Genomic DNA, 25,498 nt, shown 5'->3' with positions numbered 1-25,498 from the left:
CACATGCAGAAACCGTCTGGCCATGAGGCGCCAACGGCATGTGATTGCCGATGCCACAGGGCTCCTCCTTTTCGATTGTTGCCGGGCGCCCTCCGCGAACTCGACATGGAAATTGGGGGACCTCGATGCTGAATCGTCTGACCGTATCCGCGCTGCTCAAGGCCGTGATCGCGATCACGTCGGTCTGCGTGGTCGTTGCGCTCTCGCTCACCGCCTACGCATCCTGGGATCGGCTGAGGACCGCCAGCCGGATCTCGCAGATCGCGGACGCGTCCGCCGACCTGTTCAAGGCGATGCACAATCTGCGGACCGATCGCTCCACCAGCAACAGGCTGCTGAACGCGACCACGCCAATGGACGCCGACATCGAGAAATATCTGCGCGCGATCCGCGACGCCGAGATGCCGGCGATGGCGCATGCGCTCGAGCTGTTGCCGGCCATCGACTTTCCGCAATCCGGCACGCTGGTGCCGGAGCTCGCGCGCCTCTACAAATCCGCGAGCGAGCAGCAGAAGCAGTTCTGGGAGGACGTCGCCAAGCCCAAGGATCAGCGCCGCGCCGGCCTGCCGAAGGAATACATGGAGACGACGCAAGGCCTGCTCGACACGCTCGACAAGCTCTCGAGCGTCCTGGCCGGGACCGTCAATCACCAGGACGCGGCGATCGATCAGCTGCTGTCGATCAAGCAGAACGCATGGCTCTTGCGCAACACTGCCGGCGAAGCCTCGCTCATCGTCTCGACCGGCCTTAACGCCGGCAAGATCACGCCCGAGGCTCACCAGTCCTACACCCAATATGTCGGCGGCACGGCCGCGATGTGGAAGGCGCTGGAATTGTCGGCATCGGGCATGCAGCTGCCGTCCGCACTGTCATCCGCCATGACCGCGGTCAAGTCCGCCTATTTCGATCCGCAATATCTCGCCCTGCGCGACCGCCTCGCGGAGACGCTGGTGAAGGGCGACAAGGCCGAGATGACAGCCAATCAATGGACCCCGGTCACGGTCGGTCGCCTGTCCAATGCCGTCGCAGTGGCAGAAGCCGCCCTCGACGCCGCCAAGGTCCATACGCTGGAGCAACACGGCGCCGCGCAGCGCGCGCTGATCGTGCAGCTTGGGCTCCTGGCGCTCGCCATTGGGCTTGCCGTCGGCGCGACCATGCTGGTCAGCCGCCGCGTCATCACCCCGCTCAACACCATCCGCGACGCCATGCTCAAGGTCGCCGGCGGCGACCTCGCCGTCGACAGCGGCTATCTCGACCGTCATGACGAGATCGGCGCACTGGCCGGCGCACTGGAGACCTTCAAGCAGCAGGCGGCCGAGAAGCTCAAGATCGAAGAGCAGGAGCGTGAACGCAATGCGGGCGCCGCCGCCCGCCAGCGCGTGGTCGAGGCCCATGTCGGCGAGTTCGAGAGCGCCGTGCGCAAGTCGTTGGGCGAGCTGAGCGAGGCCTCCGGCGAGATGCGCAAGACCTCGGGCGACCTGTCGGCCGTCTCGCGCCAGAGCAATGAACGCGTCGAGATTGCCGGCAAGGCCTCGAACGAGGCCTCCACGAGTGTCGAAAGCGTCGCGGCAGCGGCCGAGGAGCTCTCGGCCTCCATCAACGACATCAGCCAGCAGGCCGCGCATGCCGCGGGCATCGCCAGCCGCGCCGTCACCCAGGCGCGCGAAACCGACGGCACCGTGCAGGGCTTGGCGCAGTCGGCGGGGCGCATCGGCGAGGTCGTCGGCCTCATCAACACCATCGCGGCGCAGACCAACCTGCTCGCGCTCAACGCCACGATCGAGGCGGCGCGCGCCGGTGATGCCGGCCGCGGCTTTGCCGTGGTCGCCTCCGAGGTGAAGTCACTCGCGAGTCAGACCGCGAAGGCGACCGAGGAGATTTCCGAGCAGATCGCCGACATCCAGAAGGTTGCGGGCGATGCCATCAACGCGATCCAGGCGATCGGCGGCATCATCGGCGAAGTCAACGAAGTTGCTACCGCCATCGCGGCCGCAGTGCAGGAGCAAGGCGCCGCTACGCAGGAGATCACCCGCAGCACGCAATACGCGGCGCAGGGAACCAAGAATGTCTCGGACAACATCACCGGCGTGAAGGCCGATGCCGACACCGCAGCCGGTGCCGCGGAGAACGTGAAGCAGGCCTCCGAGATGCTGGAGACGCAAAGCCGCCAGCTCGGTCAGCAGGTCAGCGATTTCCTGGGCAAGATCCGCGCGGCGTAGGGCACGCCGGCTCCGCGCGTCGCGAGGACGCCGTTCGGAAGCCGAAGCTACTCCTTCGCCACTACGGGGACCTGGCGGAATCTGGCGCGCACCGATTCCGGCAGCGGCGAGAAATTCATCGCGACACCGCGGCGGTCATTGGCGTTGCGGCTGGCGACCACGAGGCCGCCGGCTCCGGCGACGATGTCGCCCTTGCGCAGGGTCGGATCGTCCTCGACCTTGACCGATGCGAGCCCGACCGGGTCCTTGCCGTTGCAGGTACAGCCCGCGACGATCTCGTTGCGGAAGCGGAACGCGTTCGGCAGGTCGGAATAGGACTTTCCGTTCTCCGTAGAGGCGTCGTCGATATTGCTGCCGTAGACCAGCGAGGTTTCCGCGGCTGGGCAGAAGCTCTTGCAGGATTGCGCCTTGCTCTCGGAATCGCTGCCCTGCGCCGGGAAATAGCGGCCGTCACAGCCGCGCACGCAATAGGCCGCGCCGCCGCCATAGGAGGCCCGCTGACGCGGCCCATCGTAGCGCGGCCCATCGTCATTGGGGAACGGCATGCGGATTTCCGGCGGCGGCCGCATCCGGAAGCCGCCGAACAATGCCGAGAAGAAATCCTCCGCATGCGCCGACGGCGCCGATGCAAGACCGGCGGAGATCGCGATCAGGATCACCGTTCCGCCAGTCCATTTGCCAATCAGGCGTCTGCTCATATGACCTCGCTCACGCTTAATTCACGGCCGACGACGTGATGTTCAACGCCTGCCGACCCGAGGGCAGCGTCGTCACGGCCGGCCGCCTGCGCACGGGCTCGCCGGCCTTGTCGCCTCCTCTGGCCATCAAGGGCGCGTTCTTCGGTAGCACCACGACCTTGGCGCCGACATTAACGCGATTGAACAGGTCAATGACGCCCTCGTTGGTCATGCGGATGCAGCCGGAGGAGACGAACTTTCCGATGGTGGAGGGATCATTGGTACCGTGGATGCGGTATTGGCTCGAGCCGAGATACATCGCACGCGCACCGAGCGGGTTGCCGGGGCCGCCGGCGACGAAGCGCGGCAGATAGGGCTGGCGCGCGATCATCTCGGCCGGCGGATGCCAGTCCGGCCACTCGGCCTTGCGACTGACGCTCTGCACGCCCGACCAGGTAAAGCCCTCGCGGCCGACGCCAACGCCGTAGCGGATCGCGCGGCCGCCTCCGAGCACGTAGTAGAGATAGGTGCTGTTGGTATCGATGACGATGGTACCAGCCGCCTCGCTCCTATCGAAGCTGACGATCTGCCTGCGCAGCCGGTCGGGCAACTGAGCATCTTCGTCGGCGACTTGCGGCGCCTCGTTGAGGTCATCCTGCGAATAGGCTTGCTGCGAATAGCCTTGGCCCTGCGAGTATTGACCCTGCGAGTACAGGTCCTGCGGGTACACCCGCTGCATCGGCGCATAGCCGAAGGTTTGCGCGCTCGCGGTGCCCATGGGCGCCATGAGCAGAGCGGTTGCGAAAGCGAATGCGCCGACGGCGCGCGGCGAGAAGCTGCGACGGACTGCAAACAACTTTGTCATGAGCTGCCCCGTTGGATGTGCATCAGGTGATGCGCTGCCCAACAAACTCCGCCGGCTGGATCGAAGTTCCGTTGCCGCGTGCGGCAGCGACGTCACAGTCAAGCGAGCCATCGTTCACGAAGCCGCGATGGAACCGGCATACCGCCCACGCGTTGTGAGGTCATCAATGGGCGCGCGGATCGCGGATTCCGTGCGGGAGAGATATTGTGCGCGTCCTACCCAGTGACCGTTTGATTTCCGGCAACGGCGAAAGCGAACCGCTCCCCGAGAGCCATGTCGAGCTGCCGCCGGTGATCCGCCGCACTGAATTCGTCGCGTTCGCGCTGGCCGGCCTGTTGCTGATTGCCATCGTCGCCGTGCTTTATGTCGGCAAGGCGTTCTTCCTGCCGGTCGTGATGGCGTTCGTCACCGGGACCATGCTGTCTCCGGCGGCCACCTTCCTGGAGCGGAGCAAGGTCCCACGCAGCCTTGGCGCCGTTCTGATCGTGGTCGCGGTGACCGCGGTGGTCGCTTTCGTCGTGGCGCTGATCGCTTCGCCGGTCATGGCATGGAGCACGCGCCTGCCGGAGCTCGGCGCGCAACTGCGGGACAAGCTGCACGTGTTCGATCGGCCGCTTGCGCTCTGGCGGGAGATGCAAGCCATGCTCGGCGGCTCGGAGGGATTGCCGAGCATCCACATGCCCAAGGTCGAGTGGGTGCAGCCGACGCTGGAATTCCTGTCACCGACCTTTACCGAATTTCTGCTGTTCTTCGTCACCCTGATCCTGTTCATCGCAAGCTGGCGCGACCTGCGGCGAGCCATGATCATGACCTTCAGCGATCGCGACGCGCGGCTGCGCACGCTCCGGATCCTCAACGAGATCGAGGTCCATCTCGGCAATTATCTGCTCACCGTCACCCTCATCAATGTCGGCGTGGGCGTCGCCACCGGCCTGATCTGCGCGCTCACCGGAATGCCCAATCCGGCCGGGCTCGGCGCGCTGGCGGCCACGCTCAATTTCATCCCCATCATCGGGCCCGTGGCGATGTTCGCGGTGCTGGTGGTGGTGGGGCTGATCGCCTTTCCCACCATCGGCGGCGGCCTGATGGCCGCGCTCGCCTTCGGCGGCCTCACCTTTCTGGAGGGGCACTTCATCACACCGACGATCATTGGCCGGCGGCTCGCCCTGAACGCGCTCGCCGTGCTGCTCGCGCTCGCATTCTGGACCTGGCTGTGGGGGCCGATGGGTGCGTTCCTGTCGTCGCCGCTCCTGATCGTCGCGCTGATCCTGAAGGACCACCTGTTGCCGGAGAATTCGCCGCAGCTTCCGCAAGCCTGACCGGTTTCAGCGAACGGAACTTACCCGGCGACGAAACGTTCTCCGCCCATCTCAGCCGTCAACAGTTCGGAGCTCCCGATGTCCACGCCCAATGCCGAAACCGGGATGAGAGACTGGACCGACAAAGCCACCCGAGACCGCCTCGAAAAGGATGTAGCAGCCGTGAAAAGCGATATCGCCGCCCTCACCGACCAGATCACCGACGCGCTCAATACTTTCGCCAACTCCACCAGCAAGCAGGCTCGCCGCGGCTATCGCCAGGCGCGCGAGAACATGGATTCCGCGATGGACGACATGTCCGAGCGCGGCAGCGCGATGATGGAAGCCGCACAAGACGCCTACGGCTCGATCGAAGAGACGCTGGAAGATGCGATCACGCAGCGGCCGCTGGCGACCGTCGGGCTGGCGCTCGGCATCGGCTTCCTGATCGGCGCCGCCTGGCGCCGCTAAGGATGCCGCCGTTCATTTGAGACGGCAGCGACACGCGGCCGCTGTCGGCCCGTGACGATTCGGCTGGCGGGGATTGAGGAGCAAGGCCATGTTTCAGCGCATCATCGACAGCATCAGTGCATCCACCGGCACGACTGTTCGGCTGACCTCCCTGGCCGCGGGCGCTGCCTTCGCGCTGCTCGTGACGACAGGCTTCCTCTGTGCCGCCGTCTTCATCTGGGTGCTGCAGAAATATGGCCCGGTGCAGGCTTGTCTTGCCGGCGCCGGCATCTTCTTCCTGCTGACCCTGGCCGCGGCAGGCTCCTATTGGGGCTACAAGCGCGAGGTGCAGAAGCGCGCCCAGATCGCGGCCGAACGCGCCGCGAAATCAGCCGCACAGAGCATGCTTGCAGATCCGATGCTCCTCGCCACCGGGCTACAGATCGTTCGCGCCATTGGCGTCAAGCGGCTGTTGCCGATCCTGGCCATCGGGGGCGTCGCCCTCGGCATCCTGGCGAGCCGCGCCGGCGTGGCCGACGAGGTGTCGGCGGAGCCTGCCGAGTAGCGATCGGAGCGGGTTAGAAAATTTCGTCGTAAGTCCTTTGGGCGCATCTATCCCAATTCGATAGAGGGCGAGGGCCGCATTTCTGCGCCGTTCGGCGCGATTGCCTTGCCGCTCACGCAAACGCTACTCGGATGGGCAGGCGATTGCCGCTAAAAGCATCATCCTGATTCCCAAAGCTATTTTACTTAATGAAACCGTCCGTCAAGGCGAACCTCGCCGCATTCCAGCACGACGCCAGGCTCTATCTGACGCTCGGCATCGCCAATTGGTCCATCTTCGTCGACCATATTCCGAACAACGTCGTCAACCTGCTGACGCTCCGCAATTTCGGCTTCAGCGGCGCGGCGGACCTGTTCGTGTTCGTGGTGGGCTACGGCGTTGCCATCATCCACGGCAGGATGGCGCTGGAGCGCGGCTATGTGGTCGCAGCGACGCGCATCTTTCGCCGGGTCTGGCGGCTCTATGCCGCCTATGTCGTGCTGTTCGTGATCTATATCGACGCCATCGCCTATGTCGCCTCGCAATCGATGGCGCCGGAGATCATCCACGAATACAACATCTCCGGAATTCTCGAGCACCCGCTGCGCATCCTGGTCCGCGGTCTCGTGCTCCAGGAAGAGCCGCTGAATCTCGACCTGCTGCAGCTGATGATCCCGCTGATGGCGTTCTTTCCGCTCGTGCTGTGGGGCCTATTGCGGGGGCCGAACCTGACGCTGGCGGCATCGGTCGCGCTGTATCTTGCTGCGCGCTGGTTCGGCTGGAATTTTCGGATCTATCCGGACGGGGAATGGACCTTCAATCCGCTGTGCTGGCAGCTGCTGATGGTGCTGGGCGGCTGGTTCGCCGTGACGGGTGCGCCGGGGCGGGCGCTGCGCGGCATGTCCTGGCTGCGGATCCTCGCAGGCGCCTATTTGATCTTCGCGATGGCCGTCACCTTGATGCGCCATTCGCCGACGCTATCCGCTTACCTGCCGGATCTCCTCCTCAACAGCATCGCGCCGACCGACAAGGAAAACCTCGCGCCCTATCGCGTGGTCCATTTCCTGGCCCTCGCGTTCATTGCGACCCATCTCATTCCGGCCGATCACCCCGGCCTGAGATGGAGACCGCTGCAAGCGGTGATCGCATGCGGTGAGGAATGGCTCGCGGTATTCTGTGTCGCCGTGTTCCTGTCCTTCGCCGGCCACCTCATCCTGATCACCGGGCCGAACCTGGTGGTGATGCAGGTGGCGGTGAGCATCACCGGCTTCGCCGCGATGACCGGGCTCGCCTACTACATCGCCTGGTCGAAACGGCAGGATCTGCCGGCAGCCCTGCGGCGGCAGGCGTAGAGCCAAAAAAGCGTGCGATTCTGCTAGGCCGAAAGCCGCCCCTGCGCTATGCCGGGACTCTGCGTGAGGAGACCGGGCGTGGCGATGGCGAAAGACGGGCGTGAAGAGGCGGAGAGCGCGCCCCGGCGCGGCCGGCCAAGGTCGATCGAGACCACCAACGCCATCCTCGAAAGCGCCTATGCACTGATGGCGACCACCGGCCTTGCCGCCACCACCATCGATGCGATCGCGCGCCACTCCAGCGTGTCGAAGATGACGATCTACAAATGGTGGCCGTCGCGGGAAGCGCTGCTGATCGACGCATTCCTCCACCATGCCGCGCAGATGCTGCCGCTGCCGCCTGCGAGCGCCGGCACGCCCGCGGCGCGCGCGCGGCGCCACGCCACCGCCTATGCCGAGGCGCTCCAGGGCGAATTCGGCAAGGTGCAGCTCGCCGTGATCTCAGAATGCATTTCCAAGACCGGCTCGGCCGAGCTGTTCTACGCCCGCTACTTGCAATTCCGCCGCGACGCGCTGGTGGACATGATCGCCGCCGGCCAGAAGGACGGCAGCATTCAGGCCGAGGGTCCCCCTGAGAATCTCTACGACGCGATCTATGGCAGCCTGTTCTACCGCTACATCTTCGGCATCGCGCCGATCACACCTGGCTACGCCCGCAACCTCGTCGAGCTGGTGTTGCGACCGAAGAGCTAAAGCGCGATGCGATGAGGCTTGATCGCTCCAACGACGGAGCTGGGCTCCCTCTCCCGCTTGCTTGCGGGAGAGGGTTGGGGAGAGGGTGTTTCCGCAATGGGACAGTCCCCTAGAGGAGAAAGCCCTCACCCGCGTCTACGGCGCGACCTCTCCCGCAAGCGGGAGAGGTGAACGAGCCGCGGCAATCGATTCGACCTAAAGCCATTCCGCTCTAACTTCGCGCCGGCCTGACCGGCGCCGAGATCTTGTCCGTGCGGTCGCGCTCGGTCATGTCGACCACCGTCTCCATCGGCGCGGTCAATTCATAGACGTAGGAGACGTCCGTGAAGAAGCGCTTGGCGGTCCCCCCCAGCGCCTCGGGCGCGACGCGGTCGAGCAGGATCAGGCCGAAATCGGAATCGGGCCGCCGCGTCGCCTCGCTGGTGTTGAACTCCTCCCAGCGAAAATGGAAGACCTCGTGGCCATCTTCGCCCGTCACCGTCCAGTTGGCTGTGATGTGGGGGTGCTTGCCGACCAATGACAGGCCCTCGTCGGAATGCGAGGCGAGCTCGAAGAACAGCAGCGACAGGCTCTGCGCCGCTCGCGCGCTGACCGCGATGTCGGGGCCGGTGACCGCGATGCGATCGGCATGCGGAATCGCGCGCGCCTCGAACAGGCCCTTCAACTTGACGCCCTGCCACTGGCTCTCGCTAAGCAGCGACACCACGTTGGACATGGCGTGGATGCGTCCGATCAGGAGCTCGCGCGCGCTGTCGATGTCCGAACCGTGGCGCAAGGTGCGCGTCACGATCGACTGGATCACCGCCAGGATGTTCTTGACGCGGTGGTTGAGCTCGTCGATGACCGCGGTCAGCCGGCGCTCGAAGCCGATCCTGACCTGGATCTCCCGGCTAAGCCGCAGATTGTTGTAGGCGACATAACCGAACAGGCCGCACACCATTGCGGTGATGGCAAAGCCGATCGCCGCCACGATGATCGCGGTCTGCTCGGCGCGGCGCACCGAATTGGTCTTCGCGTAGTAGCCGAGCTGCCAATCGCGGCCGCCGAAGCTCACCGTGCGCGTCGCCGACGGCGCCGGCCCGTCCGCCGCCGCCATCCGCGTCGAGACCACGCCCTGATCGTTGGCGATCAGCTCGCCGCCGTCCTTGCGCGGATCCCTGAGCGCCACCGCGAACAGCGACATGTCGTCATTGGCCAGCATCAGCGAGGCGAGCTCGTAGGAAAACGTCACGAACCCGGCGGGCTCGGTCGCTCCCTCGGGAATGACGGGCGCAGCCACGATGATGCCGATCGCTCCGTTTCCGCGGATCAACGGCACCGGGTCCGAGGCAACCGACCTCTTCTCGGTGCGCGCGCGCGTCAGCATCGCGCTGCGAACCGGATCCTGATCGTAGCTGCGGCCGGGCAACATCCTGGTCTCGTTGCTGCGCGGCTCGAGATCCAACAGTACGTCGATCGGCTGGGTGACATCGGCAGGGTTGATCGGCTTGTCGTCATACGAGCGGATCTGCGGAGTGGGGAAGCCGGCGCCAGCGAGGGCGGCCTGCGCCGCCGCAAGCTCGTCCGGCTTCAGCCGGGCGACCCACCCAGCCACCACGAAGTCGGTCTTGAAGGCGTAGATCGCCGAGCGTAGCGGCTCCAGCATGTTCGGCTTGATCACCGACGGCGCGCGGAACAAGCCTGAGGCGACACGCGCGAGCAGCTCCCGCTCGGTCAGGCGGTCCTGGACCAGGCTCGCATGCACATCGATCGCACGCGCCAGCGCGATCCGGTCCAGCGCCAGCTCCTGGTCGTGGACGCGATAAGCCGCAAGCCCGGAGAGCAAGGCCCCGAGCAGAGCGATGAAGCCGATGATGAAACCCAGCCTGACCACGCGATTACTCAGGCGAAAGCAGGAGGTCGGCAATGAACACGGAGCACATGAACGCCGCTCGAACGGCCATGGGCCGAAGCAGGGTAAACCCCAGTGGCGGAGATAATGAAGGAGGAGACATCAGTACGCAACTTGGGTCGCCTGAAAAGCTTAATCCGTCCGGCCGATGGTCTGGCCGGGATGAATTCGCCCCGGGCGCCGGAGGTAGTTAATCCCCATGTCCCAAATTTGTTCCGCGGGTTGCGGCGTGGCCCAGCTCGTTAACGGCGAAAAACACCTGCGCCAACTGGTCGCGTCCGGTCAGCCCGCCCGTTTCAGGCCGCCTTTGGCCTCGATGAAGCCGACGATGCGGTCGAGCCCCTCGCTTTTCTTGAGGTTGGTCATGACGAAGGGCCGCTCGCCGCGCATGCGCCTGGCGTCCGTCTCCATCTTCTCCAGGGAGGCGCCGACATGGGGCGCGAGGTCGGTCTTGTTGATGACCAGGAGGTCGGACCGGGTGATGCCGGGGCCGCCCTTGGACGGGATCTTGTCGCCGGCGGCGACGTCGATGACGTAGATGGTGAGGTCGGCCAGCTCCGGGGAAAAAGTGGCAGCAAGATTATCGCCACCGGATTCGATCAGCACGAGGTCAAGTCCGGGAAACTTGGCGCGCATGTCCGCGACCGCAGCGAGATTCATCGAGGCATCCTCGCGGATCGCCGTGTGCGGGCAGCCGCCGGTCTCGACGCCCGCGATGCGATCCGGCGTCAACGATCCCGAACGCACCAGGAACTCCGCATCCCATTTGGTGTAGATGTCGTTGGTGATCGCCGCAATGTCATAGCGCTCGCGCATGGTCTTGCAGAGCAGGTCCATCAGCGCGGTCTTGCCCGATCCGACCGGACCGCCGACGCCGACACGCAAGGGACCGTGAGATTTCGCCATGTGACTTGTTCTCTCCTGATGACTTGAAGGCCGCGCCTCTCACGACCGAAACAACCGGGTATATTGCGTCTCGTGCCGCAAGCTGGCGAGGTCGGCCCGGAACGTCGCGCTGCCGAGATCGTCCAAGGTTGCAGCCAGCGCGCGATTGGCGGTGGCGGCGACGGCGGCTTCCAGCTTCACCAGCACACGCTGGCTATCGGTCTGGCCGAGCGGAATGAGCCGACTGGCCGCGGAAATCCAGTTCGAGACCAGCGCATGCAGGAAGGCGTGCAGCGTCGGCGCCAACGGCACGGCGTGCATCGCGGCAACGACGCCGACCGCGACCGGATAGATCAGTGGCGCGCTGCATGCCGCGACCGTGGCATCCAGTCCGTCGGCATCCCACGCGGCGCGGGCAATGTCGATGAAGGCGCGGCCCTGCGAGGTCGTCTCCAGCTGCCGCTCGCGCGACGGCACGAAGGCGCTTGCAAGCTCGGCGATCTCGTTCAAAGCGGCCGTCTCGCCCGATTCCGTGGCGCGATAGGCGTGGACCAGAAACGTCGCGTCACAGAAGCCCGAGCCGTCAGCGAGCATCGCATCGAGCCAATCCGCCAGCGTCGTCGTGTCGGTGACGTCGCCGGCTTCGACCGCCCATTCGATGCCGCTGGAATAGGAGAAACCGCCGACCGGGAACGCCGGCGAGAGCCAGGTCATCAGCCGGTACAGCGCCGCCGCCTCGCCCTCGGCAAGACCACCGGCGCCGACCGGCTCATTTGTGGTCATGAGCATGCTTGTGGCCGTGGTGATGATCGGGATGATCGCAATGCTCGTCGTGGTGATGGTGGTGCTCATGGCCATGGTCGTGCGCGGCATGATCATGGTGGTGGCCATGGTCATGGTGATGATGGCCGTGATCGTGATGCGCATGGTCGTGTCCATGCGCATGGCCGGCATCGGCATAGGCGCCGCCTTCGGGATCGAACGGCGCTTCGATCTCGATCACACGCGCGCCGAGGCCCTTCACCATCGCCTCGATGACGTGATCGCGGCGGATGCGCAGGGCCTTGGCCAAGATCTGCGTCGGCAGGTGACGGTTGCCGAGATGCCAGCCGACGCGGACGAGGTGGTGCGGATCGCGGCCGCGGATTTCCAGCAGCGGCTCGGGCGCCGCGACCACCTCGATCAGCCTTCCATCCTCAAGCACCAGCGCATCGCCGCCGCGCAGCGCGACGGCATGCTCCAGGTCGAGCAGGAATTCGAGGCCCCGCGTTCCCGTCATCGCCATGCGACGACGGTGCCGATCGTCGAAGTCGAGCACGACCGTGTCCTCGGGTGCTTCCGTGAAGAGGTGCTGTCCCCTGACCTGCGTCGCCCGGATCATGCGTCGTCCCTCTTTACCGTGTCTCGACCTTCTCGGGCGTGATGTATTCGATCTTCGGCGGCGCCGTGAAGCATTTCACCGCAACGCGGCCGAACGTCTTCATGTGCTCGGCAGCACGATGCGGCCCCAGCGCTTCCATATTCTCCCACTGCTCGACGAACACCATCTTGGCAGGGTCCGTGACGCTCTCATGCAGATCATAGGCGATATTGCCGGGCTCCTTCCGCGTCTCCTTGATGCAGGCGGTGGCGGCCGCGATGAACTCGGCGCGCGTCTCGGGCTTGATGGTCAGGGTGGCAACGACGTAGATCACGAGAAATCCTCCCGGCTTTTCTTCTAAAGGGTTACGATACCGGGCGGGACATTAGACCAGGCGGGACCGAACGCAAAACCGCAAAAAGCCATCCCCGGACACCGCCGGGGACATGCGTTGAGGCGCTATTTCAGTACATGAAATATCGCTGCGCCATCGGCAGCACCTCCGCCGGAGCGCAGGTCAGGAGCTCGCCGTCGGCGCGCACTTCATAGGTCTCAGGATCGACCTCGATCTTGGGCGTCGCGTCGTTGTGGATCATGCTCTTCTTGGAGATCCTGCCGCGGGTATTCTGGACGGCATAGAGCTTCTTCTCGATGCCGAGCTTTCGCGCGAGGCCACCTGTGATAGCGGCCTTGGAGGTGAACACCACCGAGGATGCCGTACGCGCCTTGCCGAACGCGCCGAACATCGGCTGGTAGTGCACCGGCTGCGGCGTCGGGATCGAGGCGTTGGGATCACCCATCGGCGCCGCGACGATGGTGCCGCCCTTGACGATGCAGTCCGGCTTGACGCCGAAGAAGGCCGGCGACCACAGCACGAGATCGGCGAGCTTGCCCTTCTCCACCGAGCCGATCAGCTTCGACACGCCATGCGCGATCGCGGGGTTGATGGTGTATTTGGCGATGTAGCGCTTGACGCGGAAATTGTCGTTGTCCTTGCCGTTGTCCTGCGGCAAGGCTCCGCGCTGCTTCTTCATCTTGTCGGCGGTCTGCCAGGTCCGGATGATGACCTCGCCGAGCCGGCCCATGGCCTGCGAGTCCGAGGACATCATCGAGAGCGCGCCGAGGTCGTGCAGGATGTCTTCGGCCGCGATGGTCTCCTTGCGGATGCGGCTTTCGGCGAACGCCAGATCTTCCGCGATCGAGGGATCGAGGTGGTGGCACACCATCAGCATGTCCAGATGCTCGTCGATGGTGTTGCGGGTGAAGGGGCGCGTCGGATTGGTCGAGGACGGCAGCACGTTCTTCAGGCCGGCGACCTTGATGATGTCAGGAGCGTGGCCGCCGCCGGCGCCTTCGGTGTGGAAGGCGTGGATGGTGCGGCCCTTGAAGGCCTTGATCGTGTCCTCGACGAAGCCGGATTCGTTCAGCGTGTCGGTGTGGATCATCACCTGGATATCGTGATCGTCCGCCACCGACAGGCAATTGTCGATCGCGGCCGGCGTGGTGCCCCAATCCTCGTGTAGCTTCAGCGCACAGGCACCGGCCCTGATCATCTCGACCAGCGCCGCGGGGCGCGAGGCGTTGCCCTTGCCGGAAATGCCGAGATTGACCGGGAAGGCGTCGAACGACTGGATCATCCGCGCGATGTGCCAGGGCCCCGGCGTGCAGGTGGTCGCGAACGTCCCGTGCGAGGGGCCGGTGCCGCCGCCCAGCATCGAGGTAACGCCTGACATCAGCGCGTGCTCGATCTGCTGTGGGCAGATGAAATGGATGTGGCTGTCGAAGCCGCCGGCCGTGAGGATCTTGCCTTCGCCCGCGATCACGTCGGTGCCGGGTCCGATGATGATGGTGACGCCGGGCTGGATGTCGGGATTGCCGGCCTTGCCTATGCCTGCGATCAGGCCGTCCTTGATGGCAACGTCGGCCTTCACGATGCCCCAATGGTCGACGATCAGCGCGTTGGTGATGACCGTGTCGGCCGCGCCCTGCTTGTTGGTGACCTGCGACTGCCCCATGCCGTCGCGGATCACCTTGCCGCCGCCGAACTTCACCTCCTCGCCATAGGTGGTGAAATCCTTCTCGACCTCGATGACGAGGTCGGTGTCGGCCAGCCGCACCTTGTCGCCGGTGGTCGGGCCGAACATGTCGGCATAGACGGAACGCTTCATCTTGACGGACATCACAAGCCCCGTTTGCGATTGAATGTCTGGTTGGTCACAGCAAGGCCTTTGCTGCCTTCACGGCATCGTCGAATTTTTCGTCGAGCCATGCATTGCCGCCGCGGCACCCCGCCACGACCTGCGTGGCCCAGCCGATATAGTCGGCGAGTTCCTCGCGCTCCTCGGCGCTCGGATCGGTTTGAATGCGCGCGCCCGTATTGCTGATCTTGTCGGCGATCTTGATCAGCTTGGCGCCCGGCGATTTGTGGGGCGCGTCGTCGATCTGCTTCTGCCGCCGCTTTGCCTTCGGCAAGCTCATGTCGTCGGTGCACTCGGCAACCAGCGAGGCGACACGCTCGGAAAATCTCTGCGCGAGCTCCTCGCGCGTGGTGTCAGTGTCCTCGATCGAATCGTGCAGCCAGCCGGCCGCAACGAGCTCGGCATCGGCACCGTCGGTCGCGGTCGCGAGCAGGTTCGCGACCTCGGCGAGATGATTGATATAGGGCTCATTGCCGCGGCCCTTGCGCGCCATGCCGTTATGACGATGCGCAGCGAGCTCGGCAGCTTCTGAGACGAGGCGGATCGGGGAAATCACTGGAGCCTCCTGGTCAATGAAGCACCGGCAGCAGACCGCGCGTCCTGAATACGTCCTGCAGCTTCAATTGCGCAAGCTTGTATCCGGCCTCGCGACGCCGCTGAATTCCCGCGGCCGAAAAATCGCGAAAAGCGCCGGAGTCCCGGGACTCCGCGGAAAGACCGGCTTCCTTCATGAGACCCGTATCGGCCAGGTCGATGTTGGTGATGGCGCCCAGGGTCTTGAAACGCTGCGCACGCGAGACCTTGTCAACGAGCTGCGGATCCCGCGCCTCTACGGGAACGGCGGCGTAGAGCGCCTCCACGGTCTGCAACAATTCATTGATGACCGCTGCGTTCGCACCGTCCTGGCGCAGGCGGTTGCCATAACGCAGCTCGCTCAAGCGATCATTGACCTCGATCATGTTCTTTGGCGCCGCACGCTTGCTTCGAAACAAGTTCATCACGACCAGGATGCGATCGACGTCGTCCGATCCGGAAAACGCATCAATCGCATCGCCGAGCGGCGTGTTGTCGACGATGCCGCCGTCCCAGAAATTCGCGTCGCCGATTGGCGTCGCCGGAAATCCGGGCGGAAGGCTGCCGCTTGCCAGCACATGGCGAGGACCGATCTCGGTCCGCTTCTCGCCCTTGTGCGGATGGTTGCAGAAACGCACCAACTCGCCGGACGACACGTCGACTGCGGTGACGACGAAGGTGGTCGGGCTGTTGTTCAGCGCCGTGAAATTCACGTGTCTCGCCAACGTCCCGAGCATGGGCTCGGTGTTGTAGAAATTGGTCCAGCGGAAGACATTCCAGTAGTCATAACGAGGCTTGTAGAAACCGTGCACGCCGAACAAAGCGAAATCCTGGCTGGCGATACCCCACCAATAATTCCGCGACTCCAGCGAAAGCTCCGACCACAGCAATTGCAGGCGCCTTTTGGCATCGGCCCGATCGGTCGCGCCAACCACGCAGGCCGCATTTATCGCGCCAATGGAAACTCCGGTGACCGCGGCCAGCGTAACGGTCCTGCCCTCGGCATGGATGGCATCCATCAATTCCAGAAGCGCCTCGATCGCACCGAACTCATAGGCCCCGAGCGCACCGCCGCCCTGGAGCACGAGTCCAATCTCGACCTTGTCCTTGAGGACGGTATTCATGGCAGGCCTGCCCTACAGCTTCCCCATCACATCCCCGCGGAAACCGTAGATCGTCTTCTTCCCCGCCATGGCGACGAGTTGCACGTCGCGGGTCTGGCCGGGCTCGAAGCGGACGGCGGTCCCGGCGGCGATGTCGAGGCGCATGCCGCGGGCCTTCTTGCGGTCGAACTTCAGCGCCGGGTTGGTCTCGAAGAAATGATAGTGCGAGCCGACCTGGATCGGGCGGTCGCCGGTATTGGCCACAGTCAACGTCACGGTCTTGCGGCCGGCATTGAGCTCGATCTCGCCGTCTTGGATGAAGAGTTCACCGGGGATCATGTTTTGCATTCCTCTGTCATTCCGGGGCGGCCCGAAGGGCCGAAACCGGAATCTCGGTCAACAATCTCTGGATTCCGGGTTCGCCCTGCGGGCGCCCCGGAATGACACTTAGCGGATCGGCTCGTGCACCGTGACGAGCTTGGTGCCGTCAGGAAAGGTCGCCTCGACCTGGATGTCGTGGATCATCTCGGGGATGCCTGGCATCACCTGGTCGCGGGTCAGCACCTGCGCGCCGGACTGCATCAGCTCGGCGACGGTGCGGCCGTCGCGGGCGCCTTCGAGGATGAAATCGGAGATGATCGCGATCGCCTCGGGATGGTTGAGCTTGACGCCGCGGTCCAGCCGGCGCCGGGCCACGATTGCCGCCATCGAGATCAAAAGCTTGTCCTTTTCGCGGGGAGACAGGTTCATGCGACATCTCTTCCGTTCAGCACGTCAATTCAACCAGTCTAGTTCAACCAGAGCCGCGGCAGGGCCGCACCGGTGCGTGCCAGCACCGTCATCATGTCGGCGCGCAAGCGCGCCGCATCTTGGGCACAGAACCGCGCCATTGCAAAGCCATTCCAGGCCGAGATTCCGACCTCGGCGGAGAACGATTCCGACGACTCCCGGATGCGCTCGACCAGGGCCTCGTCGCCGGGCACGATCAGGGCTGTGCCGATCGCCGCGCCACCCTTGGCGACCGCGGGCCGTGCAAGCTTGCCGCCGATGTCGCCGTCGAGCCGGACCGTCTCTGCGAACACCAGCCGGCCGCCACGGCGCAGCCGCCAACGGTCGATGAACTCGCCCTGCTCCATCCGCTCGCCCATGGCGGTGCGGCCGAACACCACGATTTCGCAGAGCAGGAGCGAGGCTGCCTCGTCGAGATCGATGTCGAAGCGGCGCTGCACGCGGGCGCGGTCGAACAGAATCGTCTCCTGAGGCAGCCAGGCAAGATGCGCGCCCGCGCCGACCTTCAGGGCGATGTTGAGCTGCGCCGCAGCTCCGGGCGTGCGATAGACCTTTTCGGCGGCCGCTGTGGTCAGCGTCAGCCGCGCTCCATCCGCCGCCGCTATCTCGACATCGAAGCGATCGCCACCAGCAACTCCGCCGGCCGTATTGACGAACACGCCGGACAGACCCTGATCTTCCGGCGAGGGAAAGCGGACGCGGAGCGAACCGGATTCATGCAAGGCGCCGCGACGCGTCACGCCGGCGCGCGCATGCACGTCGAAGCGCACCGCGCCGCGGGCGCGGTTGGCCTCGAACAGCGTGGATGTGGCTGACAATTCGCTGCGCATCCGTCTCCCCCAGCCGGTCGCGGCAGGTCTTTGCCGGCTTACAGCGCCATCTGGCGGCTGATCTCGCCCGGATCGAGATTGGAGCGGTCGCAGGTGAACTTCACCGCACCGCGATCCATCACCGCGAAACTGTCGCCGAGTTCGCAGGCAAAGTCGAGATATTGTTCGACCAGCACGATGGCGATGTTGCCGAGATTGCGCAAGTAAGAGATGGCGCGGCCGATGTCCTTGATGATCGAGGGCTGGATGCCTTCGGTGGGCTCGTCGAGCAAGAGCAATTTTGGCCGCATCACCAGCGCGCGGCCGATCGCGAGCTGCTGCTGCTGGCCGCCGGAGAGGTCGCCGCCACGCCGGCCGAGCATGGATTGCAGCACGGGAAACAGCGAGAACACGTCGTCCGGAATGTGCTTGTCCTCGCGCTTGAGCGGACCGAAGCCGGTCTTGAGGTTCTCCTCGACCGTCAGCAGCGGAAATATCTCGCGGCCCTGCGGCACGAAGCCAATACCCTTGCGCGCCCGCTCATACGGCTTGAGGCCGGTGATATCGCTGCCGTCGAACACGATTGCGCCCGAGGAGATCGGATATTGCCCGACCATGGCGCGCAAGAGCGAGGTCTTGCCGACGCCGTTGCGCCCGAGCACGCACGTGACCTTGCCGGGCTCGGCCGAGATCGAGACGCCGCGCAGCGCCTGCGCCGCGCCGTAGAACAGGTTGATGTCCTTGACCTCAAGCATCGCTCAGCGTCCCAGATAGACTTCGATGACCCGCTCGTTGGACGAGACCTGGTCGATGGTCCCTTCCGCGAGCACCGTGCCTTCGTGCAGGCAGGTGACCTTGACGCCGAGCTCGCGCACGAAGGTCATGTCGTGCTCGACCACCATGACGGTGTGGGTCTTGTTGATTTCCTTCAGCAGCTCGGCGGTGAGGTGCGTCTCGACGTCGGTCATCCCCGCGACGGGTTCGTCGACCAGCAGCAGTTTCGGATCCTGCGCCAGCAGCATGCCGATCTCGAGCCATTGCTTCTGGCCATGGCTGAGGCTGCCGGCGAGGCGGTTGCGCGCCTCGGTGAGACGGATCGTCTCCAGCACCTTGTCGATGCGCTCGGACTCCGCCTTGCTGCCGCGCCAGAACAGCGTGCCGCGGACCGAGTGATCGACATTGAGCGCCAGCAGCAGATTGTCCTGCACGGTCTGGCTCTCGAACACCGTCGGCTTCTGGAATTTGCGGCCGATGCCGAGCTCGGCGATACGGGTCTCGTCGAGGCGCGTCAGGTCGGTGATGCCGTCGAACAGCACGGTACCTTCGTCCGGCTTGGTCTTGCCGGTGATGATGTCCATCATCGTTGTCTTGCCGGCGCCGTTCGGGCCGATGATGGCGCGCATCTCGCCGGGCTCGAGCGTCAGCGACAGATTGTTGATGGCGTGGAAGCCGTCGAAGGAGACGTGCACGCCGTCCAGATAGAGCATCGCGGAGGTCGCGCGGGTGTCCATGACGTTCATGACCGCTTACTCCGCCATCTTGGGTTCGGTGACGCCGTCTTCGGCCGCGGCGCTCGCGGTGGTCGCGGCGGTGCGTTTTTCCTTCGACTGATCCCACCAGGCGTTGAAGGTGCCAACGATGCCCTTGGGCAGCAGCAGCGTCACCAGGATGAACAGCGCACCCAGCATGAACAGCCAGTACGGCGCCAGCACGCCGGAGGTGAAGAACGTCTTGGCGTAGTTGACGACGACGGCGCCGAGCGCGGCGCCGACCAGCGTGCCGCGGCCGCCGACCGCGACCCAGATCACCGCCTCGATCGAATTGCCCGGCGCGAATTCGCTGGGGTTGATGATGCCGACCTGCGGCACATAGAGCGCGCCGGCGACGCCGGCCATGCAGGCCGACACCGTGAACACGAACAGCTTGTAGGATTCGACGCGGTAGCCGAGGAAGCGCGTGCGCGATTCCGCGTCACGCACCGCGATCAAGACCTTGCCGAGCTTGGAGGAGACGATGGCGCGGCAGATCAGGAAACCGACGATCAGTGCCAGGCAGCTCAGCGCGAACAGCGCGGCGCGCGTTCCCTCCGCCTGCACGTTGAAGCCCAGGATGTCCTTGAAGTCGGTCAGGCCGTTGTTGCCGCCGAAGCCGAAATCGTTGCGGAAGAAGGCGAGCAGCAGCGCATATGTCATCGCCTGCGTGATGATCGACAGATAGACGCCGGTGACGCGGGAGCGGAAGGCGAGCCAGCCGAAGCAGAAGGCGAGCAGGCCTGGCACGACCAGCACCATCAGCGCGGCGAACCAGAACATGTCGAAGCCGTACCAGTACCAGGGCAGCTTCTGCCAGTTCAGGAACACCATGAAGTCGGGCAGGATCGGGTTGCCGTAGACGCCGCGGGTGCCGATCTGCCGCATCAGATACATGCCCATGGCGTAGCCGCCGAGCGCGAAGAAGGCGCCGTGGCCGAGCGAGAGGATGCCGCAATAGCCCCAGATCAGATCGATCGCGAGCGCCAGGATGGCGTAGCAGACATATTTGCCCCAGAGCGCCACGAGATAGGTCGGCACTTGCAGGAACGAGCCGGCGGGCAGCAGCAGGTTGGACAGCGGGATCAGCACGCCCAGCCCGGCGACAACCAAGAGGAAGATCGTCGCGCCGCGATCCAGCGATCGCGTCAGCATGTGAGGGGTCATGCTTCCACCGCACGGCCCTTGAGCGCGAACAGGCCGCGCGGCCGCTTTTGAATGAACAGGATGATGAGAACCAGGATCGCGATCTTACCGAGCACTGCGCCGGCGACCGGCTCCAGGAACTTGTTCGCGATGCCGAGCGTGAAGGCGCCGACCAGCGTGCCCCAGAGATTGCCGACGCCGCCGAACACCACGACCATGAAGCTGTCGATGATGTAGCTCTGGCCGAGATTGGGGCTGACATTGTCGATCTGCGACAGCGCCACGCCGGCGATGCCGGCAATGCCCGAGCCGAGGCCGAATGTGAGCGCGTCGACGCGCGAGGTGGCGATGCCCATCGAGGCCGCCATGCGGCGGTTCTGCGTCACCGCGCGCATTTCGAGGCCGATCGCGCTGTAGCGCAGCATCGCAAGCAGAATCGCGAACACGGCGAGCGTGAAGACAAGGATCCAGAGCCGGTTGTAGGTGATGGTGATCTGGCCGAGCTCGAACGCGCCGCTCATCCAGGAGGGGTTGCCGACCTCGCGGTTGGTCGGGCCGAACATGGTGCGCACCGCCTGTTGCAGCACCAGCGACAGGCCCCAGGTCGCGAGCAGCGTCTCGAGCGGGCGCCCGTAGAGGAAGCGGATGATGCTGCGCTCGATCAAGACGCCGATCGCGCCTGCGACGAGGAAGGCAAGCGGCACGGCGATCAAGAGCGAATAGTCGAACAGGCCGGGATAGCGGGTGCGGATCACCTCCTGCACCACGAAGGTGGTGTAGGCCCCGATCATCACCATCTCGCCATGCGCCATGTTGATGACGCCCATCACGCCGAAGGTGATGGCGAGCCCGATCGCGGCGAGCAGCAAGACCGAGCCGAGCGAGAGGCCGTACCAGGCATTCTGCACCATCGACCAGACTGCGAGCGAATTCTGGATCGAGCCGATCGCGCTCGCGGCGGCCTTGGTCACCGAGGCGGGCTGCTCGCCCATGCCGGTGAGCAGCGCCAGCGCATCCTGGTCGCCACGCGCCTTGATGGTTGCGACCGCTTCGAGCTTCTCGACCTCGGTGGCGTCGGACTTGAACAGCAGGATCGCAGCGCGGGCCTCGCCGAGCGCCGCCTTGACGGATTTGTTGGTTTCCTTGGCAAGCGCGGCATCGACCGCCTCAAGCGCGGTCTCCTCGTGCGACTTGAAGACGGACTGCGCCGCCTGCAGGCGCGCTCCCAGATCCGGCGACTGCAGCGTCAGGCTGCCGAGCGCGGCATCGACGCTGCGGCGCAGGCGGTTGTTGAGGCGAACCGCGCTCGCACTGTCGGGAACGCTGGCGACGGCCTCGCCGGTCGCAGCGTCGATCGACTTGCCGTCGGCACCGGTGACGTAGACCTTCTTGCTGTCGGGATCGGCCATGAGACGGCCGTCCTGGAGCGCACTGATGATCGGAAAAGCCAGCTTGCTGCCGCTGCCCGCGATCGCACCGATCGCCTCTTCCGTGTCGGAAAAATCATCATTGGCGAATTTGGCGACCGCGTCCTCGAACGGACCGGCGAAGGCCGGCAGCGCGAACGCAATCAGAAACAACGAGAGTGCAAGCGAACAGAGACGGGCGGACAAATGGGCTGGCACTGTGAATGACCCCGGCAGAAATGAGTGGAGAAGGCGGCGGGATCGCCGCCCTCTCCGGTCTTGCAATGGAGCGTCAGATCGGGATCAGGAGCCCGAGCCGAGGCACTTGTTGGTCTTGGTGTTGAAGTTGCCGCACTTCTTGCCGACCCAATCGCCGATCAGGTCCTTGGAGCCGTCGAGCTCCTTCGACCAGGCATCGCCGGGGACGAGGCTCGGGGTCTTCCAGACCACGTCGAACTGGCCGTTGCCCTTGATCTCGCCGATGAACACCGGCTTGGTGATATGGTGGTTCGGGAGCATCTTGGAGGTGCCGCCGGTCAGGTTCTTGGCTTCGATGCCCGGGAGAGCGTCGATCACCTTGTCGGGATCGGTCGACTTCGCCTTCTCGACCGCCTTGACCCACATGTCGAAGCCGATCACGTGCGCTTCCATCGGATCGTTGGTCACGCGCTTCGGATTCTTGGTGTAGGTCTGCCACGCCTTGATGAACTTCTCGTTCTCCGGCGACTTGATCGACTGGAAGTAGTTCCAGGCGGCGAGGTGACCGACCAGCGGCTTGGTGTCGATGCCGGCGAGCTCTTCCTCACCCACCGAGAACGCGACCACCGGGATGTCCTTCGCCTTGATGCCCTGGTTGCCGAGCTCCTTGTAGAAGGGAACGTTGGCGTCGCCGTTGATGGTCGAGACCACCGCGGTCTTCTTGCCGGCCGAGCCGAACTTCTTGATGTCGGCCACGATCGTCTGCCAGTCGGAATGACCGAACGGCGTGTAGTTGATCATGATGTCTTCCTGGGCGACACCCTTCGACTTCAGATAGGCTTCCAGGATCTTGTTGGTGGTGCGCGGATAGACGTAGTCGGTGCCCGCGAGCACCCAGCGCTTCACCTTCTCTTCCTTCATCAGATAGTCGACGGCGGGGATCGCCTGCTGGTTCGGCGCAGCACCCGTGTAGAAGACGTTGCGCTCGCTCTCCTCACCCTCGTACTGCACGGGGTAGAACAGGATGCTGTTCAGCTCCTTGAAGACGGGGAGCACCGACTTGCGCGACACCGAGGTCCAGCAGCCGAACACGACCGAGACCTTGTCCTTGGTGATCAGCTCGCGCGCCTTTTCGGCGAACAGCGGCCAGTTCGAAGCGGGGTCGACGACGACGGCTTCCAGCTTCTTGCCGAGCACGCCGCCCTTCTTGTTCTGCTCGTCGATCAGGAAGAGGATGGTGTCCTTCAGCGTGGTTTCGCTGATCGCCATGGTGCCGGACAGGGAGTGCAGCACACCGACCTTGATGGTGCCGTCCGCGGCCTTCGCGCCAGTCAATGAAGCCAGACCGAGCATCAGTCCGGCGGTCGCGGCGAGCACGCCGCGGCGGCTAAATGACGCCGCTATATCGTGAGTGGATTTGTTAAACATGAGTGCCTCATCTCCCTGACGCAGACGTGAAAACGCTGCGAAACGGCCCCACGGCCGCCTGCGATTAACGGAATCGCAAGAACCATGCCATGGGCTGAGCACCCATCAACCCATTGAATCTATTGATTTAATCGTCATAATTCAAAGTTTCGCCGCAGTCAGACAGCCCAAATCTTAGGCAATCTGAATGTATGCGAAAGCGGCAGTCGGACTATTTTCTAAGCAAATCGCCAGTTCTGGCTAAATTTCCGGCAACAGTATTTTTGCACCGCACCCGCTGTTTCGGGCGCACCTGCCTTGAAAGCGCCCCGTCGATGTTCCATATGAACGTCCGAGACCTCTTGCGAATCAAGGGGTCGTTGCGAGCCGCGTGTTCTTAAGCCCTCTACGGGCCTCTGGCTTGCCCCATATCATCCAAGCCATCCGACACCCCAAACACGCAGGTGTCTTCTCGACACCCTTTTGCGCGCGCCGCGCTGATGCGCCGGGCGTTCGCTTTTGACATGGAAAGAACCCCTCTTTTGACTTCGTTTCAGGACTTCGGCCTCGCCGAACCCATCGCGCGCGCTCTTCGTGAAGAGAATTACGTCACCCCAACCCCGATCCAGGCCCAAACCATCCCGCTGGCATTGACCGGCCGCGACGTCGTCGGCATCGCCCAGACCGGTACCGGCAAGACCGCGTCCTTCGCGCTGCCGATCCTGCATCGTCTGCTCGATAACCGCATCAAGCCGCAGCCCAAGACCGCCCGCGTGCTGGTGCTGTCGCCGACCCGCGAGCTGTCCGGCCAGATCCTCGACAGCTTCAACGCCTATGGCCGCCACATCCGCCTGTCCTCGACGCTTGCGATCGGCGGCGTGCCGATGGGCCGTCAGGTCCGCGCGCTGATGCCGGGCGTCGACGTGCTCGTCGCCACCCCCGGCCGCCTGCTCGACCTCGTGCAGAGCAACGGCTTGAAGCTTTCAAGCGTCGAGTTCCTCGTGCTCGACGAAGCCGACCGCATGCTCGACATGGGCTTCATCAACGACATCCGCAAAATCGTCGCCAAGCTGCCGATCAAGCGGCAGACGCTGTTCTTCTCGGCCACCATGCCGAAGGACATCGCCGAGCTCGCCGATTCCATGCTGCGCGACCCCGCCCGCGTCGCGGTGACGCCGGTGTCCTCGACCGCCGAGCGGATCAACCAGCGCATCCTCCAGGTCGATTTCGCGGCCAAGCCCGCCTTCCTGACCAAGCTGCTGCAGGACGAGGCGATCAACCGCGCGCTGGTCTTCACCCGCACCAAGCACGGCGCCGACAAGGTGGTGAAGACGCTGGCCAAGGCCGGCATCGCTGCCAACGCCATCCACGGCAACAAGTCGCAGAACCATCGCGAGCGCACGCTCGCCCAGTTCCGCTCGGGCGAGATCCGCACACTGGTCGCCACCGACATCGCCGCCCGCGGCATCGACGTCGATGGCATCAGTCACGTCATCAACTTCGACCTGCCGAACGTGCCGGAAACCTACGTCCATCGCATCGGCCGCACCGCGCGTGCCGGCGCCGACGGCACCGCGATCTCGCTGGTCGCGGGCGGCGAGGAACTCGGCTATCTGCGCGACATCGAGCGGCTGATTCGCGTCGCCCTGGCGCGGGAGGACCACCGCACCGACGCCGGCCGCCGCGATCCCGGTCCCGCTCCGTCGCAGCAACGACAGGGCCGGCCAGGCGGCCGCCCCGGCCAGCGCCCGCAAGGCGCACGGCACGGTGACGGGCGTCGTGCCGACGAACGGCATGCCGACGGGCGCCACCATGGTGCCGGCAAGCACGGCGACGGAAGGCACGGTGAAGGACGGCATGCGGAGGCAAGGCATGCCGACGGACGGCCCGGCAGTGGGCAGAATGCCTCCAAGGGTTCTCGCCGCCGCCGCTCCGGTGGTAAGATGCATTCATCGCCTGTCGACCGTCCGGAACAGCGTTCCGCGCATAGCGCCGGGACCGCTGATGGGATACAAGGCGTTGCCTTTTTGCGCCGCCAGAGTCGGCCAAACAGCCAACCGAACCGCAAACCCTATTCGCACTAGCCGTCCACGACCTGGAGACATT

Annotated in this window: 25 protein-coding genes; 7 read left to right on the top strand and 18 right to left on the bottom strand. The window is 64.7% G+C overall.

Annotated elements, in window-relative coordinates; genetic code table 11:
- The first annotated feature begins 125 nt into the window (after positions 1-125).
- Entirely contained in the window at positions 126-2,219 is a 2,094-nt protein-coding gene (locus tag N2602_RS05990; RefSeq protein ID WP_212254179.1) for a methyl-accepting chemotaxis protein, read from the top strand.
- Positions 2,220-2,266: 47 nt separating this feature from the next.
- Here the strand turns inward: N2602_RS05990 and N2602_RS05985 are convergent, their stop codons facing one another.
- Both N2602_RS05985 and N2602_RS05980 read right to left on the bottom strand, forming a co-directional pair.
- Positions 2,267-2,917 (bottom strand): DUF2865 domain-containing protein, encoded by a 651-nt coding sequence (locus tag N2602_RS05985; protein WP_172784887.1) that lies wholly within the window; start codon positions 2,915-2,917, stop codon positions 2,267-2,269.
- A gap of 16 nt (positions 2,918-2,933) precedes the next feature.
- A complete protein-coding gene (locus tag N2602_RS05980) occupies positions 2,934-3,761 on the bottom strand; it encodes a L,D-transpeptidase (protein WP_260382047.1) in 828 nt (275 codons plus the stop codon).
- A 206-nt stretch (positions 3,762-3,967) separates the two neighbouring features.
- Between N2602_RS05980 and N2602_RS05975 the strand changes: the two genes are divergently transcribed.
- From N2602_RS05975 to N2602_RS05955, 5 genes are all read left to right on the top strand, one after another.
- Positions 3,968-5,080 (top strand): AI-2E family transporter, encoded by a 1,113-nt coding sequence (locus N2602_RS05975; protein WP_260382046.1) that lies wholly within the window; start codon positions 3,968-3,970, stop codon positions 5,078-5,080.
- A gap of 78 nt (positions 5,081-5,158) precedes the next feature.
- The gene (locus tag N2602_RS05970; protein ID WP_172784890.1) at positions 5,159-5,530 is read left to right on the top strand and encodes a YqjD family protein; all 372 of its coding nucleotides are present in this window, start codon (positions 5,159-5,161) and stop codon (positions 5,528-5,530) included.
- A gap of 88 nt (positions 5,531-5,618) precedes the next feature.
- On the top strand, positions 5,619-6,074 hold the full coding sequence (locus tag N2602_RS05965) for a hypothetical protein (protein WP_172784891.1): 456 nt from the start codon (positions 5,619-5,621) through the stop codon (positions 6,072-6,074).
- A gap of 188 nt (positions 6,075-6,262) precedes the next feature.
- Positions 6,263-7,405 (top strand): OpgC domain-containing protein, encoded by a 1,143-nt coding sequence (locus tag N2602_RS05960; RefSeq protein WP_260382045.1) that lies wholly within the window; start codon positions 6,263-6,265, stop codon positions 7,403-7,405.
- 84 nt (positions 7,406-7,489) lie between these two features.
- A complete protein-coding gene (locus tag N2602_RS05955) occupies positions 7,490-8,098 on the top strand; it encodes a TetR/AcrR family transcriptional regulator (RefSeq protein WP_172785225.1) in 609 nt (202 codons plus the stop codon).
- A 211-nt stretch (positions 8,099-8,309) separates the two neighbouring features.
- Here N2602_RS05955 and N2602_RS05950 read toward each other — a convergent pair whose 3' ends face one another.
- The 16 genes from N2602_RS05950 to urtA form a co-directional block, all read right to left on the bottom strand.
- Positions 8,310-9,971, bottom strand: a complete 1,662-nt coding sequence (locus N2602_RS05950; protein WP_172784893.1) for an HWE histidine kinase domain-containing protein — start codon at positions 9,969-9,971, stop codon at positions 8,310-8,312.
- Between the two features lie 300 nt (positions 9,972-10,271).
- A complete protein-coding gene (gene ureG / locus N2602_RS05945) occupies positions 10,272-10,895 on the bottom strand; it encodes an urease accessory protein UreG (protein WP_025033975.1) in 624 nt (207 codons plus the stop codon).
- Between the two features lie 39 nt (positions 10,896-10,934).
- Positions 10,935-11,663 (bottom strand): urease accessory protein UreF, encoded by a 729-nt coding sequence (locus tag N2602_RS05940; RefSeq protein ID WP_260383614.1) that lies wholly within the window; start codon positions 11,661-11,663, stop codon positions 10,935-10,937.
- Positions 11,644-12,255: an urease accessory protein UreE gene (locus tag N2602_RS05935; RefSeq protein ID WP_260382044.1), complete on the bottom strand. Its 612-nt coding sequence runs from the start codon at positions 12,253-12,255 to the stop codon at positions 11,644-11,646. The genes N2602_RS05940 and N2602_RS05935 overlap by 20 nt, the downstream gene beginning before the upstream one ends.
- 13 nt (positions 12,256-12,268) lie before the next feature.
- Complete coding sequence (locus N2602_RS05930) at positions 12,269-12,568, bottom strand: putative quinol monooxygenase (protein WP_035998129.1); 300 nt, start codon at positions 12,566-12,568, stop codon at positions 12,269-12,271.
- 130 nt (positions 12,569-12,698) lie between these two features.
- On the bottom strand, positions 12,699-14,414 hold the full coding sequence (gene ureC, locus N2602_RS05925; RefSeq protein ID WP_212254174.1) for an urease subunit alpha: 1,716 nt from the start codon (positions 14,412-14,414) through the stop codon (positions 12,699-12,701).
- A gap of 34 nt (positions 14,415-14,448) precedes the next feature.
- Positions 14,449-14,988 carry an HD domain-containing protein gene (locus tag N2602_RS05920; RefSeq protein WP_172784897.1) on the bottom strand — a complete coding sequence of 180 codons (540 nt, stop codon included), beginning with the start codon at positions 14,986-14,988 and terminating at the stop codon, positions 14,449-14,451.
- 13 nt (positions 14,989-15,001) lie between these two features.
- Entirely contained in the window at positions 15,002-16,129 is a 1,128-nt protein-coding gene (locus tag N2602_RS05915) for a patatin-like phospholipase family protein (RefSeq protein WP_260382043.1), read from the bottom strand.
- 12 nt (positions 16,130-16,141) lie between these two features.
- Positions 16,142-16,447, bottom strand: a complete 306-nt coding sequence (locus N2602_RS05910) for an urease subunit beta (RefSeq protein ID WP_026202067.1) — start codon at positions 16,445-16,447, stop codon at positions 16,142-16,144.
- A gap of 108 nt (positions 16,448-16,555) precedes the next feature.
- The gene (locus N2602_RS05905; RefSeq protein WP_007605424.1) at positions 16,556-16,858 is read right to left on the bottom strand and encodes an urease subunit gamma; all 303 of its coding nucleotides are present in this window, start codon (positions 16,856-16,858) and stop codon (positions 16,556-16,558) included.
- Positions 16,859-16,896: 38 nt separating this feature from the next.
- Positions 16,897-17,727 carry an urease accessory protein UreD gene (locus N2602_RS05900; RefSeq protein WP_260382042.1) on the bottom strand — a complete coding sequence of 277 codons (831 nt, stop codon included), beginning with the start codon at positions 17,725-17,727 and terminating at the stop codon, positions 16,897-16,899.
- Positions 17,728-17,765: 38 nt separating this feature from the next.
- On the bottom strand, positions 17,766-18,461 hold the full coding sequence (gene urtE / locus N2602_RS05895) for an urea ABC transporter ATP-binding subunit UrtE (RefSeq protein ID WP_036021619.1): 696 nt from the start codon (positions 18,459-18,461) through the stop codon (positions 17,766-17,768).
- A 3-nt stretch (positions 18,462-18,464) separates the two neighbouring features.
- Complete coding sequence (urtD, locus tag N2602_RS05890; RefSeq protein ID WP_212254171.1) at positions 18,465-19,226, bottom strand: urea ABC transporter ATP-binding protein UrtD; 762 nt, start codon at positions 19,224-19,226, stop codon at positions 18,465-18,467.
- 6 nt (positions 19,227-19,232) lie between these two features.
- The gene (gene urtC, locus N2602_RS05885; RefSeq protein ID WP_172784902.1) at positions 19,233-20,402 is read right to left on the bottom strand and encodes an urea ABC transporter permease subunit UrtC; all 1,170 of its coding nucleotides are present in this window, start codon (positions 20,400-20,402) and stop codon (positions 19,233-19,235) included.
- Positions 20,399-22,006 (bottom strand): urea ABC transporter permease subunit UrtB, encoded by a 1,608-nt coding sequence (gene urtB, locus N2602_RS05880; protein WP_260382041.1) that lies wholly within the window; start codon positions 22,004-22,006, stop codon positions 20,399-20,401. Before urtB ends, urtC begins: the two co-directional genes overlap by 4 nt.
- An 84-nt stretch (positions 22,007-22,090) precedes the next feature.
- Positions 22,091-23,413 carry an urea ABC transporter substrate-binding protein gene (gene urtA / locus N2602_RS05875; RefSeq protein ID WP_172784904.1) on the bottom strand — a complete coding sequence of 441 codons (1,323 nt, stop codon included), beginning with the start codon at positions 23,411-23,413 and terminating at the stop codon, positions 22,091-22,093.
- 479 nt (positions 23,414-23,892) lie between these two features.
- On the opposite strand from urtA, the gene N2602_RS05870 reads away from it, so the two are divergent.
- Entirely contained in the window at positions 23,893-25,476 is a 1,584-nt protein-coding gene (locus N2602_RS05870; protein WP_260382040.1) for a DEAD/DEAH box helicase, read from the top strand.
- Positions 25,477-25,498: the final 22 nt, after the last annotated feature.

It is taken from the genome of Bradyrhizobium sp. NC92 (assembly GCF_025200865.1).
Classification (GTDB): Bacteria; Pseudomonadota; Alphaproteobacteria; order Rhizobiales; family Xanthobacteraceae; genus Bradyrhizobium.
Note: the sequence above shows the minus strand (reverse complement) of the source record. Positions and strands in the feature narration are given on the sequence as shown.

Excerpts from the sequence above, each read along its gene's own strand:
- N2602_RS05980 (WP_260382047.1), bottom strand. The coding sequence starts at position 3,761 with ATGACAAAGTTGTTTGCAGTCCGTCGCAGCTTCTCGCCGCGCGCCGTC.
- N2602_RS05960 (WP_260382045.1), top strand. The coding sequence starts at position 6,263 with ATGAAACCGTCCGTCAAGGCGAACCTCGCCGCATTCCAGCACGACGCC.
- N2602_RS05965 (WP_172784891.1), top strand. The coding sequence starts at position 5,619 with ATGTTTCAGCGCATCATCGACAGCATCAGTGCATCCACCGGCACGACT.
- N2602_RS05970 (WP_172784890.1), top strand. The coding sequence starts at position 5,159 with ATGTCCACGCCCAATGCCGAAACCGGGATGAGAGACTGGACCGACAAA.
- urtC (WP_172784902.1), bottom strand. The coding sequence starts at position 20,402 with ATGACCCCTCACATGCTGACGCGATCGCTGGATCGCGGCGCGACGATC.
- N2602_RS05905 (WP_007605424.1), bottom strand. The coding sequence starts at position 16,858 with ATGAACCTGTCTCCCCGCGAAAAGGACAAGCTTTTGATCTCGATGGCG.
- N2602_RS05900 (WP_260382042.1), bottom strand. The coding sequence starts at position 17,727 with ATGCGCAGCGAATTGTCAGCCACATCCACGCTGTTCGAGGCCAACCGC.
- ureG (WP_025033975.1), bottom strand. The coding sequence starts at position 10,895 with ATGGCGAAATCTCACGGTCCCTTGCGTGTCGGCGTCGGCGGTCCGGTC.
- N2602_RS05910 (WP_026202067.1), bottom strand. The coding sequence starts at position 16,447 with ATGATCCCCGGTGAACTCTTCATCCAAGACGGCGAGATCGAGCTCAAT.
- urtE (WP_036021619.1), bottom strand. The coding sequence starts at position 18,461 with ATGCTTGAGGTCAAGGACATCAACCTGTTCTACGGCGCGGCGCAGGCG.
- N2602_RS05955 (WP_172785225.1), top strand. The coding sequence starts at position 7,490 with ATGGCGAAAGACGGGCGTGAAGAGGCGGAGAGCGCGCCCCGGCGCGGC.
- urtD (WP_212254171.1), bottom strand. The coding sequence starts at position 19,226 with ATGAACGTCATGGACACCCGCGCGACCTCCGCGATGCTCTATCTGGAC.
- N2602_RS05870 (WP_260382040.1), top strand. The coding sequence starts at position 23,893 with ATGCGCCGGGCGTTCGCTTTTGACATGGAAAGAACCCCTCTTTTGACT.
- ureC (WP_212254174.1), bottom strand. The coding sequence starts at position 14,414 with ATGTCCGTCAAGATGAAGCGTTCCGTCTATGCCGACATGTTCGGCCCG.
- N2602_RS05985 (WP_172784887.1), bottom strand. The coding sequence starts at position 2,917 with ATGAGCAGACGCCTGATTGGCAAATGGACTGGCGGAACGGTGATCCTG.
- N2602_RS05935 (WP_260382044.1), bottom strand. The coding sequence starts at position 12,255 with ATGATCCGGGCGACGCAGGTCAGGGGACAGCACCTCTTCACGGAAGCA.
- N2602_RS05990 (WP_212254179.1), top strand. The coding sequence starts at position 126 with ATGCTGAATCGTCTGACCGTATCCGCGCTGCTCAAGGCCGTGATCGCG.
- urtA (WP_172784904.1), bottom strand. The coding sequence starts at position 23,413 with ATGTTTAACAAATCCACTCACGATATAGCGGCGTCATTTAGCCGCCGC.
- N2602_RS05940 (WP_260383614.1), bottom strand. The coding sequence starts at position 11,663 with ATGCTCATGACCACAAATGAGCCGGTCGGCGCCGGTGGTCTTGCCGAG.
- N2602_RS05915 (WP_260382043.1), bottom strand. The coding sequence starts at position 16,129 with ATGAATACCGTCCTCAAGGACAAGGTCGAGATTGGACTCGTGCTCCAG.